Genomic DNA, 15,463 nt, shown 5'->3' on the forward strand with positions numbered 1-15,463 from the left:
AAACTGGGTGGAACTTCTGCCGTGGATCTCCGCCGACCAGGCGGCTGTCGATGCCAGGACAACCGTTATGCAGGCCAGCAGGCAGAAAAATCTTTTACATGTCATCAGAAACCTCCTTTCATGTAATCTCACGACCCTAAAGCCAATCAATAGCCCGCCTTTCTTCACCACCTTTCTTCTTGCTATGGAATATGGCCCACTAAAGCCCTCCTTAAAGCATGAAACCGTTGTTACCGCCGTTACCGTGAAATAACGGTTCTCATTGCGCGCTTATACGTTAACGTACCATTGCTGCATATTGCGATAATCACGTAACAAAACCTCGATATTACTGAAAAATCGGCTTACAGCAAAATCCTTTTGTCTTAATGCTTACTTGCGCATAAACCGTTAAATAGCGTTTCACTCCGTCAATTAACGTCAGTCTGCAAACGCTGTGTCACCGTTCATCTTTTTTGCATTAAAGACAGAAATGTCAAAAACACAAACAAATAATGACACTTAGGATCGGCCACCCAGCCAAATGCCCATCAATGGCGGCATTGCTGCCTGTACAGACCCGTTGAAATGTGCACAACGTGAGCCAAAAAACGGATAACATGCTGATATGAGTAATGTTTATAAAATATGTCGAAAAAATAGCAGGATAGAAGTTACGACACTTCGGCAATCGTTCTAAATGTCTCTGCGAAGCAACCCTCAGTGATTTGCCGTACCTCGTGGGATTAACCTGTTTGAAATGCCCGCCGCCGGTGATGGAATGCACCATAAAACATACGAAGATCCCAAGGCGGGTACAAAATCCGTAAAAACTCGCGGCGAAAGCCAAGCGTCAAGATTGACAAACCAGCCATAGAGTTATTACTATATTCCTGTGAAGCAAAGAAAACTCGATCCGTCAAGGAGGTTGGAATAAAAAGTATGCCTGTTTACGAATATTGCTGTTCTGCCTGCAACCATCAGTTTGAACTTCGCCAAAAATTTTCCGATCCACCAGCCAGCGAATGCCCCAAGTGCGGTGGAGCCGTACAAAAAATGATATCGGCCACGGCCTTCAGCCTTAAAGGGGACGGGTGGTTCGCCCAGGGGTACTGCCCCAAGACAGAAGCCCCCAAACCTGCGGCCTGCGCAGGAGGCGGCTGTTGCGGAGGGAAGTAATCCTCCGTTAATTGCCATGTAAATTCCCTTCTACATGGTTTTTGTCTGCAATTCCTTAATGTTTCTTTACAAATCGACCGGCTGAATCGTATTATGCCACTGGTTTTTGCCGACGCAAGTGCTCGATGGAAAAAAATGCACTGATTGTGGCCGGCAGGGCTTATTTTCGCAAATAATGAGGACCCACCAGCGTCAGGTTTGGCAAAAGAGGTCGTGCCCGGGTTGGTCGCGAAAGCGGAAAACACCAATGAGCCGATGATTACATTGCGAGAGGAATGCACATGAAGGTCAAAAAAGCGGTATTCCCGGTTGCCGGCCTGGGCACCAGGTTTCTACCCGCCACCAAGTCCTCGCCCAAGGAAATGCTGCCGCTGATAGACAAACCTCTGGTGCAGTATGTGGTTGAAGAAGCGGTCGCTTCAGGTATCGAACAGATCCTGTTCGTAACCGGCAGAGGCAAGCGGGCCATCGAGGACCATTTTGACATCTCCATGGAGTTGGAGTCGCATCTGGAGGAGAAGGGGAAGCAGAAGACCCTGAAGGCCATTCGCGAAATCGCCGACATGCTCGATATCTTTTATGTCCGTCAGAAAAAGGCGCTGGGGTTGGGGCACGCCATCCTCTGCGCCAAGGATTTTGTGGGCAACGAACCTTTCGCCGTCCTCCTGGGTGACGACATCATCGACAGTAAACACCCCTGTTTAGGGCAACTGCTGGATGTCTACGAAGAGCGGAACGGTTCGGTGCTGGCGCTTGAGAAGGTCCCCATGGAGAACATCTCGTCCTATGGCTGTGTCAAGGCAGAGCGGCTGTCGGACCGGATATTTCAGGTGGAGGACATGGTGGAGAAACCCAAACGGGAGGAAGCGCCCTCTGACATGGCCATTATCGGCCGTTACGTCCTGACGCCGCGCATTTTTAAGATTCTGGAACAGCAGGAACCGGGAAAAGGGGGTGAAATCCAGCTTACCGACGCCATCCTCAAGCTTTCAAAGGAAGAGACGGTTTACGGCTGCCTCTTCGAGGGGCTGCGCCACGACTGCGGCGATAAGCTGGGTTTCCTCAAGGCCACGGTAGACATGGCCCTGAAACGCGATGAGTTCAAGGTTGAGTTTGAGAGCTACCTGCGCCGGAGGTTGGCGCAGTGACCGCTCCGTCACTGTTCAGGGGCGGCGCGCCGGGGCTATCTACTTTCCGCTCCTTCTGCCAGGCATATTCAGGTTCAAAATAGGGATCATAAAAACCGGGGAACGGAAAAGGAAACGTAAGAACCTCTCCCGCTCCGCTCAAAGTTCTGACCAGCGTCATGCCGACCCCCTTGAGGGGGCCGACCGTAAGCCCCATGGTCACCCCCTCCTCCCGAAACGTCTGGTAAACCTGCTTCGGCAGTTCCCACCACCCCAAAGCAAAATTGGATACTCCGCGGACTATCTTGTGGGACATCCCGCCGACCACCTCTTGGGGCGTCGAGTCCTCTACCGTCTTGAACGGGTCCGAGCCCTGGGAGGGTTCCGCACAGAGGCCTATCGCGAGGATAAGGCCCGCTACCGCCAACGGGCGAATCTGCCGCATGCTAACGCGCCTCCTGTTGGGAAGGCTCCGGGACGCTTTGGGATAAGCCTGCCGAGGTATCCCGTTTCGGCCCCCACCCCTCCCACACGTAGGACGGATCGATCATGGGGTCATAGTAACCGGGCTGGGGAACAAGAAAGAATACCGCCTCCGTCATGCCGATGAATCCCCGGTAAAGGGTCATGACGACCCCTTTGAGCGGGCCGACGACATAGCCGGCACCACCCATATCACGGACGGTCAGCACCGACTGTTTGGGGAGTTCGACAACACAGGTCGCGAGGTTGGTTACGCCGCGGGTAAACTTGACGGCCATCTTTTCAGCGATCATCTCAGGCTGCTGATCGGCACGGGCCATAACCGGAACCATCAGTACGACGGCCAGCAGCACAACGGGAAGCAGCAGGTTCGTCTTCATGGCATCTCCTTTTGTCGGCGAATACGGTCTTTAGCAGGTTGTTCAAAAATAGTCGGATCGTCGCACCCGGAGGAAGCCCCGCGGAGGCGTAGCAGCGCTACGCCGCACAAAAGGGCTTTCGAGGATGGCGGCGAGATGACCGTTTTTCAACAACCTCTTTAGTAGCCTCTTACCACAAACGACCGCCGCATGCAAGCTTCACAGGTCGAAAAGGGTCGGCTCCTTGGGAAGATACGGCTCGAAACGGCGCTTGAGATGTCGGAGCTTCTCGACATAGTAGGGGACGTTTATGTCGGGGCGGGCAGGATCGAAGGCACTCACGGGGCGGCAATGCTCATAAGCCGTCGCATCGCGCCCCGACCCGCCGACGTAGTAACTGACCTGATCGCCGGCCCGGTAGACGCGTTGCGACGCCAGGGCGATCTCGAAGGCGGCCGCGGGATTGCGCCTGCCTCTCCCGACCTTCTCCCGGTATGCGGCAGGCGACTCGTTGAGCGTCTCCGTGCGGGCAACCCATGCCACGTCGAGATCCCTGGACCTGAGGCGGTCCAGATATTCCTGGTACAGCCGTTCTATTGCCGCCGGTGAGCCGGTCAAGAGCAGTGTAATGGCATCACGCATGAACTCGCGCAGATATCGCTCCAACCCCCGCGAACGGAGCCCGCTCCCCCTGATGACGATCCGGCCGTCATATTCCAGAAGCGCGTAGTTTTTGGCCTTGTAGGCGAACATGGAGCGGTATCTGCCGTCCATCTCAACCTCGATCCCTTCGGGAAAACCGTGGGACACCCGTTCCACCAGGGCCGACTCGTCCGCCTCGGTAACGCAGGAGGCCGGCGGCCTGAAGTAGATCCCGTCCGTGTCCACCTCCACCGGCACCGCCCCTTCCCCCTTCAGAAGTTCGATCATGGTCCTGATGGTCAACCGCCCCAGCCGGGTCACCTCGGCCGCGGCGTCAGGATCGGAAAAGTTGTGCGACGGAGCCCCAAGGTAACCGAAAAATGAGTTGATCAGCACCTTGAAGACCTGTTGCAGGGCATCGTAGTAGTGACGCTCGTTGTCATCGGCGCTCTCCCGGGCGGCCCGCTTTGCCTCCAGCCGGAAACGGCGCAATTCCGCCAGCATCGGCAGAAAGAGCCCCAGGGTATCCTTGGCCGGGCCGAGCCGGTAGGTCAGCATCAGGGAGGGGTAGAGCGACGCCACGTCGCAATGGACGATCGGCCCCGAAACCCCCTGCACCGCACTCTCGGTGTAGCCCCCCTCGAAGGCGGAGACCTCGCCGGTGCGCCGGGGTATGGCGTGGCCCCGGAACAGGTATTCGCGCAAAAACAGCGTATTGATGCGGGTTGCGTTGCCCCGCAGGGGGCAGTTCTGAAAGGAGTAGGGAAAGATGCGCGTCTGCAGGAACCAGGGGTAGCCCAGCAGGCGGAACAGGGCCAGGGTTTCGCGCACATCGTCCAGGTTGTAGCGGTAGAGCGTCTCCGGGTCATGGTCAAAGGTTGCCGCGATCCCGCTCCCCTCCAGATAGACCCGCTCGTCCGCCGCGATGCCGAAATGCCGGGCGACCTGTTTGAGGCCGTGGCTTTCCAGGCTGCGCAACGAGATGTCGTAAAGCTGCACCAGAAAATAGGTGTCTATGATGTGGCGGCCGTACACGTCCCAGCGGGGGTAATCGATGACCTTCTCCGCCAGGGCCCAGCGGGAATTTGCCGCGATGCGGGGGGCGGCGCCGTTACGGCCCCAGTCGAGGCGGATGCCGTGCAGATCGGCGCGCGTGGCGATGTACTCCAGGTCGAACCGGAAGATGTTGTGGCCGACGATGACATCCGGGTCGCAACGGTGAATAGCCTCGTTGAGCGCCCGGAGCATGGCCGGCTCGTCGAGTTGGTCCCCGCGCAGCACGGTTTCCCCGCCATGGGAATCCTTGAGGGCAATGGAGACGATCCGGTCTTCCCGACGCTTGGGGTTGGAGAACTCGAACCCCTCGGCGCAATAGGTTTCTATATCCAGCGCCAGGCAGCGCAGGTCGCCGAACTCAAGTTCCTTGAACAGCGTGGTACCGGTGGTCAGCAGATACTGGTGGGAAAGATCGGCAATGAACAGGTAAGGGGCATCGGCGGAACCGGCCGGTACGCCGGTCTTGGCGGCAAGGAAGTCCCGCGCCGTCAGACAGTCGCCCCACGAATCGAACAGGAGCTGAAACCGGTAGAAATCGTCGCCTTCCAACTGGCGCACCGAACAGGGCGCCCGGCAGCCGCTCACGAGGGCCGGATCGCTGAGCAGGATGAACGGGTGAAAGGGCTCGTCGTGAAACCGGACGCCGTGGCCCGCCCTGAAGAAGAGGCGCACAAACGGCCCCGCCGGCTCGACGGCGATGATGCCGGCCCGGCTGTCGTGCCCGAACAACAGCGGATTATGTCCCATATCGCTCATCTGCATGGCGCAACTCTATGGCAACTCCCAGGGGCAGGGCAACAAAAAAGGCGCGACAATAACTGCCGCGCCTTTTTCGCGAATGATGCCACGTATGGCCACGGGAGGGTCGTGGCGTCTCTTAGCGGGCACCGGACACACAACATGCTCCCCTGCTATTTGCCATGTTTGGCGAGGTAGCTGGCGACCCCTTCCTCCGTCGGCTTCATGGCTTCGTCGCCTTCCTGCCAATTGGCCGGGCAGACCTGGTCGCCGTGGGTTTCGACGAACTGGAGGGCATCCACCATGCGCAGCGCCTCTCCGACATTGCGGCCCAGGGGCAGGTCGTTGATGACCGCGTGTCGGATGACGCCCTTGGTGTCGATCAGGAAGAGGCCGCGCAGGGCGACTGATTCATTGAAAAGGATACCGTATTCCCTGGCGATGTTCTTGTTCAGGTCGGACACCAACGGGTACTGAATATTGCCGATACCGCCGTCCTCAATAGGGGTGTTTTTCCAGGCCAGATGGGTAAATTTGGAGTCTATGGAGACCCCGATCACCTCGGTGTTGCGCTTTTTGAACTCATCCAGCTTCTTGTTGAAGGCCAGGATCTCGGAGGGGCAGACGAAGGTGAAGTCCAGCGGGTAGAAGAACAGGACGACATTTTTGCCCTTGAGGCTGGATATGGTGATCTGACCGAAAGTATTGTCGGGCATGACCGCATCGGCGGTGAAATCAGGGGCCTGTTGGGTGACGAGGGTAGCGATAGCCATGGGATTCTCTCCTTTTTTGTAAATAGTTGCATCGAATGGAATAACTAATACCAGCCAATCCGGCACCTGTCAAGAGGATAAAAATAGTCTTTTAGTCTTTTTTACAAAGGAGGCCTTTATCGACGCTGCAAAAAAGATGAATTGTTGTTGGTTACACCTCGGTTAATCGATAAGGCCAAAGCTGCTCTTATGCTGTCACAGGGTGTTTCCGGTCATGAGACGTTTCTTAAAAACGAGAGACTGGCCATAAGCAAAGCTAAGAGCATGCGGGAGATCGCTGAGGCGATCCTGCTTGTCGAGAATATTCAACTGCATATCTAATTTAATGTTTTCTTCACGCATTCGGCATCCCTTTTAACGCCAACTTAATGCCAAAAGCGCTAAGGTGAAAGTCAGCAAAAAGTTTTCAGAGGGCGGAAGGAAGAAACAACCATAGGACCCGGTTCAATAGTGTACCTGTTTCACAGCGGTACGGACGATGTGAAAAATTCCATCAATGTAAACGATGTATTAACCGTCTCTCGGGAATATCATCCTGACTTCACATTGGGAGGCAAAGAAACCGGTATGGCGCTGATACTACTCACGTCGGGGGATTATTTTTTCGAAGGGGAAGTGATTGGAGGTGAATTGCATCCCGGCTATCTGGCTAAGAAAGGTACGGTGGCCTGTTTCGTAACATCATTCGCGAAGATAATAGCTATTCGTCAGAAGATGAGTGATCCGCAGGGCTCACAAAAGGACGGAGGGAGATTCTGAAGATGATAGAAGCGGCAATTAAACCGATCAAGCTCACAGAAGTCAGGGCTGCCCTGCAAACCATAGGCATTGATGATATTATTGAAAGCACACTCGCCTGCCATGGCCGTCAGAAGGGGGAGGCCGTGTTCTATCGCGGCGCCGAATTCGTCCTCGATTTTGTCGAGAAAGTGAAACTCGGGATTATAGCTGCAGATGAGTCCGTGGAGAAAATTATCGACGTCACTGGCGACATTGCCAATACGGAGCGCAAGGAGGATTGCCGGATCTTCATCCTGCCCTTCGTTGAGGCGTTTTAAAACTATAGTAAAGTTTGTGAGAAAAGACAACATTGTGCCAATCGGAGATAACTTATGAACAAGTATGAATGGGTGGAAACAATTCTCTTTTTTGCCGTCCTGCTTGCCATGATCAAGCCATTCGGCACATTCATGGCAAAGGTCTACCAAGGGGAGCGGACCTTGCTTACCCCTGTCCTCGCTCCCTGCGAGAATCTTCTCTATCGGGTCTGCGGTGTGGAGAAAGACGAGGAGATGGGCTGGCAGCAATACGCCATCAGCCTGACCCTCTTCAACCTCATGTGCGGTTTTAGCCTCTTTGCGATCCTGCTGCTCCAGGGAATCCTGCCTCTCAACCCGCAGAAATTTCCGGCCTTCTCTTGGCACCTGGCGCTCAACACAGCCATCAGCTTCATGACCAACACCAATTGGCAGAACTACAGTGGCGAGCAGGCCGCCAGCTATTTCACCCAGATGTTCGGATTTGCGGTACACAACTTCGCCTCCGCCGCCACCGGGATGGCGGTCGCCATCGCACTTATCCGCGGTTTTGTTCGACGTAAAATCTCTGCCATCGGCAATTTTTGGGTGGATCTGAGCCGGAGCACCCTCTACATCCTGTTGCCCCTGTCGCTCATATTTGCGATTTTTCTCGTCTCCCAGGGGGTGATCCAGAATGTGAGCCCCTACAAGACGATATCGCTTGTCCAACCGACGACCTACGATAAGCCGAAACTGGACGACAAAGGGAACCCGCTCAAGGATGCCAAGGGTAACCCGATCACCGAGAGTGTAACCGCGAAAGAAGTTACTATCCCCATGGGGCCGGTCGCCTCTCAGGAGGCGATCAAGGAGTTGGGGACCAACGGCGGCGGCTTCTTTAACGCCAACTCGGCCCATCCTTATGAGAATCCGACACCCCTTTCCAATATGGCCGAGATCTTCCTGATTCTCCTGATCTCCGGTGGTCTCACCTATACCTTCGGCCGGATGGCTGGGAACCCCCGTCAGGGCTGGGCACTTTTGGCGGTCATGCTTGCCATCCTGATATTTGCCATGGGCGTTCTCTATTGGGCCGAGGCCAGCGGCAACCCGCTGATCTCCAAACTTGGCGCTACCGGCATCAACATGGAGGGTAAGGAGACCCGCTTCGGGCTGGCTGGAAGTTCTCTCTTTGCGGTTGCCACCACCGGCACTTCCTGTGGAGCTGTCAACACCATGCACGACTCCCTCACCCCCATAGGCGGAATGGTGCCGCTCTCCCTGATACTCCTCTCCGAGGTGATCTTTGGTGGCGTCGGCACGGGGCTCTACACCATGCTCTCCTTCGTGGTGATCGCGGTTTTCGTGGCCGGCCTCATGATCGGCCGGACCCCCGAGTTCCTGGGGAAAAAGATTGAGGTCCGCGAAATGTGGATGTCCATCATCACGGTTCTTACTTCCGGTATCCTGATCCTCATTTTCTCGGGGATAGCCATGATGATCCCGTCTGCCGTTTCCTCCATGAGTAACCCCGGCGCCCATGGCCTATCCGAAGTGCTTTACGCCTTCGCCTCCATGTCCAACAACAATGGCAGCGCCTTTGCTGGGCTGAACGGTAATACCATTTTCTACAATGTGAGCGGCGCGGTGACAATATTCATCGGCCGCTTCGCTCCGATTCTAGCGTCGCTGGCAATGGCCGGCTCCCTGGCCGGGAAAAAATACGTTCCTCCCAGCCTGGGGACGCTCCCCACTGACAAGGTTCCGTTTACCCTTTGGTTGACCCTCGTCATCCTGATCGTAGGTGCCTTAACCTTTTTCCCGGCTCTCTCCCTGGGGCCGATCGTCGAACACCTGACCATGCCGGGAGGTACATAATAATGTCGAAACATGAAGCCGAACCGATATCCATCTTTGACGCGCGGATCATGGGGGCCGCACTGCTCGAATCACTCAAAAAACTCGATCCCCGTGAACTGTGGCACAATCCGGTCATGCTCTGCGTGGAGATCGCCAGCATCATTACTCTGGTGACTTTCGTCATGTCGCTCACCGGCACCAACAAGGAGCCGGCCTGGTTTACCGGTACCGTTTCCGTCTGGCTCTGGCTGACGGTCATCTTTGCGGCCTTTTCCGAGGCCCTTGCGGAGGGACGCGGCAAGGCACGCGCCGCTTCGCTTCGTAAGACCCGTACGGACGTGATGGCCAGGCGCCTGACAAAGCCGGAGTTCGGTGCATCCTTCGAGATGGTCTCCGCAACGGAGCTTCGCAAGGACGACTATATCCTCGTTGAGGCCAACGAACTGATCGCCGGCGACGGTGACGTCGTAACAGGAGCGGCCTTGGTAAACGAATCGGCCATTACCGGCGAGTCGGCCCCGGTGATACGCGAGTCAGGCGGGGACCGGAGCGCTGTCACCGGCGGTACAACGGTCATCGCTAACGCAATCATTGTCAGGATCACCGCCAATCCTGGGGAAACTTTTCTCGACCGGATGATCTCCCTCATCGAAGGGGCCAAAAGGCGCAAGACTCCCAACGAGATCGCCCTGGAGGTGCTTCTCATCGCCCTGACCCTGGTCTTTCTGCTCGTATGTGCCAATATCAGCCCGCTTTCAATTTACAGCGTGAAGGCAGCAGGCCAGGGAACACCGGTATCGCTGACCATCCTCGTGGCACTTTTTGTCTGCCTGGCGCCGACCACCATTGCTGCGCTACTCCCCGCCATCGGCATTGCCGGGATGGACCGGCTGTTTCAGAAGAACGTCATCGCCTTGTCGGGCCGCGCCATTGAAGCGGCCGGGGATGTGAACGTGCTGCTGCTGGACAAGACCGGGACCATCACTCTGGGCAATCGTGAGGCGGTTGCCTTCGTCCCTGTGGGAGGTCATACGGAAAGGGAACTGGCTGAGGTAGCGCTCATGGCGTCGCTGACCGATGAAACCCCGGAAGGGCGAAGCATCGTGGTGTTGACGAACCAGAAATACGGCATGAAACTGGATACGCTCCCCTCCGACGCGGAAACCATAGCCTTCAGTGCCGACACCCGTCTTTCCGGCGTAAACACCGGGAAGAAACAGTACCGCAAGGGCGCTGCCGATTCGACTATTTCCTTCGTAAAAAAACTTGGCGCACTGAACGTCCCCAGCAACCTCAACGACGTCGTCGACAAGATAGCCCGGGCCGGAGCAACGCCATTGGTGGTGAGTTGCGACACCGAGATTTACGGAGTCATTAATCTGAAGGACATTGTCAAAGGCGGCATTCAGGAACGATTTCAGCAACTGCGCAGTATGGGGATTAAAACCGTCATGATTACCGGCGACAACCCCCTCACCGCCGCCGCAATAGCTGCCGAGGCCCAGGTGGACGACTTTCTGGCCCAGGCCAAGCCTGAGGACAAGCTCCGTCTCATCAAGGAGAACCAAGAGGCTGGTTTCATGGTGGCCATGACCGGCGACGGCACCAACGATGCTCCGGCCCTGGCCCAGGCGGATGTTGCCGTGGCGATGAACACAGGTACCCAACCGGCTCGCGAGGCGGCCAATATCATCGACCTGGACTCGAACCCGACCAAACTTCTGGACATAGTCGAAGTAGGGAAACAGATCCTGATGACCAGGGGCAACCTGACCACCTTCAGTATCTCCAATGATATAGCCAAGTACTTTGCCATCATCCCGGCAATGCTGCTCTCCATCTATCCTCAACTGGGAGTGCTGAACGTCATGCACCTGGCGACTCCCATGAGTGCGATCCTGTCGGCGGTCATCTTCAATGCCCTTATCATCCCGCTACTGGTGCCGCTGGCGCTCAAAGGGACCAGGTTTCGCCCCATGCCGGCCGAAAAGCTCCTGATCCACAACCTCCTCCTTTACGGGGTCGGGGGGATTATCGCGCCGTTCATCGGTATCAAGGCAATCGATCTGGCGATTGGGTTGTTCGTCTAACTATGTTTATGTGGCGGTGCGAATGCCGCGCCGCCATGGGAGAAAATCATCATGAAAGAGATACGCCCAGCAATACTGATGCTAATCGTGCTCACCGTAATATGCGGCGGCATTTACCCTGCAGTCGTCACCGGTGTCGCCTATGCTGTCTTCCCGAAACAGGCAAAGGGGAGCTTCATCACCGATAACAGCGGAAAAAAAATAGGGTCGGTACTTATAGGCCAGCCCTTCTCAGATTCAAAATACTTCTGGCCACGCCCGTCCGCGACAACCGATTTCGGCTACAATCCGGCTGGATCGAGTGGATCCAACTCAGGCCCGACCAATCCCGATTTTATCAAGACGGTAGGTGACCGGGTTAAGGTTCTCCATGATACGGGCATCATCGGCAACGTCCCGGCTGATTTGGTCGAAGCGTCGGCCAGCGGCCTTGATCCGCACATCTCGCCGGCAGCGGCCAATGTGCAAGTTGCACGTGTTGCCAAGGCTCGCGGGATGAGCGAAGCAGAGCTGACCAAAATCGTTGCCGCTCACACTGAAGCCCGTCAGTTGGGATTTTTAGGCGAGCCGCGAGTTAATGTGCTTGAACTGAACCTGAAGCTGGATTCGCTGAAATCACAGGCAGCACCATGAGGACAAATCTGTCCATGCAGAGCCATCAAGGTTAACCCGGAGCGATGATGACCGAAATTGACGACAAACGGCCTTCTCCTGAAGCTTTGCTGAAGCTCGCTAAGGCAGAAGAACAAGAAGATGGGCGGGGGAAGCTGAAGATTTTCCTCGGTTATGCCCCCGGTGTCGGTAAGACCTACGCCATGCTGGAAGCTGCCTGGCAGCGTAGGCTGGACGGCCGGGATGTAGTGGCGGCATATGTTGAATCCCACGGAAGGTTCGAAACCGATTCTCTCCTGGAAGGGCTGGAGATCATCCCCAAGGCTGAGATCTCATACATGGGGGTGACGTTACCGGAAATGGATCTGGATGCGGTGTTGGCTCGCAAACCCCAAATCGCACTGGTTGATGAGCTTGCCCATACCAATGCCCCCGGCTCCCGTCACGAGAAGCGGTGTCAGGATGTAGAGGAACTTTTGGCCGCCGGGATAGATGTTTATACCACGGTCAACATCCAGCATTTCGAGAGCCTAAACGACACCATTGCTCAGATCACCGGGGTGAAGGTGCGCGAGACGGTCCCGGACAGCTTCATCGATCTGGCCGCAGAGATCCGGTTGGTGGATATCCCTCCGGAAGACCTTCTTCAGCGTCTGCAGGAAGGAAAGGTGTACATTCCCAAGCAGGCGACCATGGCCATGGACAAGTTCTTCAAGCCGGGAAACCTGATGGCACTTCGCGAACTGTCGCTCCGCCGTGCTGCGGAGCGTGTTGACGATCAGATGCGGGCCTATATGGACGCTCGCTCCATTTCCGGGCCTTTGCCGACTGCAGAACGGCTCCTGGTCTGCGTCAGCGGCAGCCCTTACAGCGAACAACTGATCCGCACCACCCGGCGACTGGCCGATGAATTGAAGGCCACTTGGCACACTGTCTATATTGAAACTCCCGGCGGCGGCAAGCAGATGCGGGAAAACCGCGAACGAGTATGGCGCGACATCCGCTTTGCTGAAACGCTGGGTGCCCAGGTGGCCACTATGACGGCCACCTCGGTGGCAAGCGCCCTCGTGGAGTATGCCAGCAAGAACCACATCACCAAGATCGTTGTCGGTAAGCCCTCCAAGCCGCGTTGGCGGGAATTTCTGCGCCAACCCCTCGTGGACCAGATCATCCGTTTGAGCGGGACGATCGATGTCTACGTCGTCAGTTTGGGCGAAGTTGAGAAAAAACCCGAATCCGGTATGGCGCCTCCCAGAAAGGAAATCCCCTGGTCAGGCTATATGAAAAGTCTGGTCTTGGTGATCGCGGCTACGGCCGTTTCCGAGCTCGCCTTTCAGTTTTTTTCTCCTACAAACCTGGTCATGATTTATCTGCTCTCCGTGGTGCTCGCTGCAACGCGTCTGGGCCGTAAACCGGCAATCATGACCGCATTTTTGAGCGTGCTGGCTTTTGATTTCTTCTTTGTGCCACCCCGCTTTACCTTTGCCGTTAGCGATACCGAATATTTCCTCACTTTTTTCGCCCTGTTTGTCGTTGGTGTCGTCATCAGCACGCTCGTTTCCCAGTCCCGTGAACGCGCTGAGGCAATACGGGTGCGTGAGGTCCAGACGGCAAGCCTTTACTATCTCAGCCGTGACCTCGCATCAGCCGTCGATGCCAAAGGTATTCTCGACGCTGTTATCAAGAACATCGGTGGTAGCCTCGAGGCCCAATTGATAGTTCTTCTCCCAGAGGGAGAACATTTGGCAATGAAGGCTGCCAGCGAGGATTTTACCCTTCATGAAAAAGAGTTGGCGGTTGCCGACTGGGCTTTTCGCAATCGGCAACCTGCCGGGAGAGGGACGGAGACCCTCGTTTCGTCGGAACTCCTCTACCTGCCGTTGCAGACCACCTCAAGCGTATTGGGGGTGATGGGAATCAAGCTGACGGATGATACCAACTATAGATCTCCGGAGACTCGTAGGCTTCTCAATGCCTTTGCCACTCAGGCGACCCTGGCCATCGAGCGGGCCCAGTTCGTCAAGCAGGCCGAACAGGCCCAAATCCTCCATGCCCGTGATACATTGGAACGAGCGCTTCTCAATTCCATTTCCCATGATCTTCGTACTCCACTGATGACGATAACCGTGGCTCTCGACAACATGTGGGAAAAAAGGGCGCAGATAACGGAAAAGGCACGAAATAGTTTTCTCCTCACGGCCAGAGAGGAGGCGGGGCGGCTGAACCGCTTTGTCGGCAATCTCCTCGATATGACCCGCCTGGAAGCAGGCGCGGTCAAACCGAAGGACGTCCACTGCGATATCCAGGATCTTATAGGTTGTGCCTTGGCTACTCTCGAGCAAAGAATCGGCGCACGTAATATTGATGTTCAACTCTCTCCCGACTTGCCGTTGGTCAGGTTGGACATGGTATTGATGATGCAGGTATTGGTTAATCTCCTGGATAACTCCATAAAATATGCCCCGGAAGATAAAAGTATTGAGTTAGTTGCACGAATTGAGGATGGTAGGCTTATTCTGGAAGTTCTCGACCGAGGTCCCGGTGTCCCGCCGGAAGACCTGACCAAGGTATTTGACAAGTTTTATCGGATTCCGGTTCCCGAGGGGGCGGGCGGGACCGGGCTGGGTCTCGCCATATGCAAAGGGATAGTTGAGGCCCACGGCGGGGAGATTCGCGCTGAAAACCGTGCAGGCGGCGGTCTGCGGGTCATCATTACAATCCCTATGAGAGAGGAATCATGACTGCTAAACATGACACAAAGAAAAAGATCAATCTCCCTCGCATATTGATCGTTGATGACGAGGTGGCAATTCTGCGTTTGCTCCATACCTCTCTGGAAACAGGCGAGTATTCAGTCCATGAGGCGGAGAACGGGCATGCCGCACTGGCTGCGACAGTTGCAATTAAGCCAGACATCATACTCCTTGATTTGGGGCTTCCCGATATTGACGGCGTTGAGGTGATCAGGCGGATACGGGAGTGGTCGCAGATCCCGATCATCGTACTTTCGGTGCGGGAACGCGAAGGGGACAAAATGGAGGCTCTGGATGCGGGTGCAGACGATTACCTGACCAAGCCATTCGGCGTCGGTGAGCTCATGTCACGAATAAAAGCGGCGCTCCGCCGCTCCCTTCGGGAGGCACCTGAGCCCATCTGCCGGATTGACGAATTGGAGGTCGACCTGCCGCGTCGGATTGTTTCTGTGGCAGGGAGGGAGGTCCAGCTGACTCCTACTGAGTACGACCTGCTTCGCCTTCTGGTGATCAATGCAGGCAAAGTGCTGACTCATGGCCAGATCCTCAAGCAGATCTGGGGAGGTGCCTATACGGATCAACAAAATATTCTCAGGGTCAACATCAGCCACCTCCGCCAGAAAATAGAGGTTGATGCATCCCGCCCGCATTACATTGTTACGGAACCCGGGATTGGGTATCGCTTAAAAACCACGTTCATGTGAAAATTGATGACGTCTCAGCCGAACAGCCGGCTGGCCAGGTAGCACTCCTGCCGTTGCTTAACATGTTAGCACGCGCCATCGTCGTATTT

The 15,463-nt window shown here is 55.8% G+C and carries 14 protein-coding genes; 9 read left to right on the plus strand and 5 right to left on the minus strand.

What is annotated here, in order from left to right:
* Positions 1 to 921: 921 nt before the first annotated feature.
* Positions 922 to 1,158, plus strand: coding sequence for an FmdB family zinc ribbon protein (locus LDN12_RS00005; RefSeq protein ID WP_223920455.1), 237 nt, complete (start codon positions 922 to 924; stop codon positions 1,156 to 1,158).
* Between the two features lie 281 nt (positions 1,159 to 1,439).
* Positions 1,440 to 2,306: a UTP--glucose-1-phosphate uridylyltransferase GalU gene (gene galU / locus LDN12_RS00010; protein ID WP_223920457.1), complete on the plus strand. Its 867-nt coding sequence runs from the start codon at positions 1,440 to 1,442 to the stop codon at positions 2,304 to 2,306.
* Here galU and LDN12_RS00015 read toward each other — a convergent pair.
* The 5 genes from LDN12_RS00015 to LDN12_RS00035 all read right to left on the minus strand — a co-directional run bounded on the left by LDN12_RS00015 (position 2,260) and on the right by LDN12_RS00035 (position 6,678).
* Positions 2,260 to 2,730 (minus strand): exosortase system-associated protein, TIGR04073 family, encoded by a 471-nt coding sequence (locus tag LDN12_RS00015; protein WP_223920459.1) that lies wholly within the window; start codon positions 2,728 to 2,730, stop codon positions 2,260 to 2,262. The two genes, galU and LDN12_RS00015, sit on opposite strands and share 47 nt — an antisense overlap.
* 1 nt (position 2,731) lies before the next feature.
* Positions 2,732 to 3,148, minus strand: a complete 417-nt coding sequence (locus LDN12_RS00020) for an exosortase system-associated protein, TIGR04073 family (RefSeq protein ID WP_223920460.1) — start codon at positions 3,146 to 3,148, stop codon at positions 2,732 to 2,734.
* A gap of 198 nt (positions 3,149 to 3,346) precedes the next feature.
* Entirely contained in the window at positions 3,347 to 5,587 is a 2,241-nt protein-coding gene (locus LDN12_RS00025; protein WP_223920462.1) for a DNA polymerase domain-containing protein, read from the minus strand.
* A 149-nt stretch (positions 5,588 to 5,736) separates the two neighbouring features.
* Positions 5,737 to 6,336, minus strand: coding sequence for a peroxiredoxin (locus LDN12_RS00030; RefSeq protein WP_223920464.1), 600 nt, complete (start codon positions 6,334 to 6,336; stop codon positions 5,737 to 5,739).
* A 195-nt stretch (positions 6,337 to 6,531) separates the two neighbouring features.
* The gene (locus LDN12_RS00035; RefSeq protein WP_223920466.1) at positions 6,532 to 6,678 is read right to left on the minus strand and encodes a hypothetical protein; all 147 of its coding nucleotides are present in this window, start codon (positions 6,676 to 6,678) and stop codon (positions 6,532 to 6,534) included.
* Between the two features lie 138 nt (positions 6,679 to 6,816).
* On the opposite strand from LDN12_RS00035, the gene LDN12_RS00040 reads away from it, so the two are divergent.
* Genes LDN12_RS00040 through LDN12_RS00070 form a run of 7 tightly spaced genes read left to right on the plus strand, consistent with a single transcriptional unit; the run spans position 6,817 to position 15,374 of the window.
* Entirely contained in the window at positions 6,817 to 7,095 is a 279-nt protein-coding gene (locus tag LDN12_RS00040) for a hypothetical protein (protein WP_223920468.1), read from the plus strand.
* Positions 7,096 to 7,097: 2 nt separating this feature from the next.
* Positions 7,098 to 7,394: a P-II family nitrogen regulator gene (locus tag LDN12_RS00045; protein ID WP_223920470.1), complete on the plus strand. Its 297-nt coding sequence runs from the start codon at positions 7,098 to 7,100 to the stop codon at positions 7,392 to 7,394.
* Positions 7,395 to 7,448: 54 nt separating this feature from the next.
* Entirely contained in the window at positions 7,449 to 9,233 is a 1,785-nt protein-coding gene (gene kdpA / locus LDN12_RS00050; RefSeq protein WP_223920472.1) for a potassium-transporting ATPase subunit KdpA, read from the plus strand.
* Between the two features lie 2 nt (positions 9,234 to 9,235).
* On the plus strand, positions 9,236 to 11,305 hold the full coding sequence (kdpB, locus tag LDN12_RS00055) for a potassium-transporting ATPase subunit KdpB (protein WP_223920474.1): 2,070 nt from the start codon (positions 9,236 to 9,238) through the stop codon (positions 11,303 to 11,305).
* Between the two features lie 51 nt (positions 11,306 to 11,356).
* A complete protein-coding gene (kdpC, locus tag LDN12_RS00060) occupies positions 11,357 to 11,938 on the plus strand; it encodes a potassium-transporting ATPase subunit KdpC (protein WP_223920476.1) in 582 nt (193 codons plus the stop codon).
* Between the two features lie 47 nt (positions 11,939 to 11,985).
* Complete coding sequence (locus LDN12_RS00065; protein WP_223920478.1) at positions 11,986 to 14,658, plus strand: sensor histidine kinase KdpD; 2,673 nt, start codon at positions 11,986 to 11,988, stop codon at positions 14,656 to 14,658.
* Entirely contained in the window at positions 14,655 to 15,374 is a 720-nt protein-coding gene (locus LDN12_RS00070) for a response regulator (RefSeq protein WP_223920480.1), read from the plus strand. The genes LDN12_RS00065 and LDN12_RS00070 overlap by 4 nt, the downstream gene beginning before the upstream one ends.
* Positions 15,375 to 15,463 lie beyond the last annotated feature (89 nt).

Origin of the sequence: Geobacter sp. AOG2 (genome assembly GCF_019972295.1) — a bacterium.
In the GTDB taxonomy this organism is placed as follows: domain Bacteria; phylum Desulfobacterota; class Desulfuromonadia; order Geobacterales; family Pseudopelobacteraceae; genus Oryzomonas.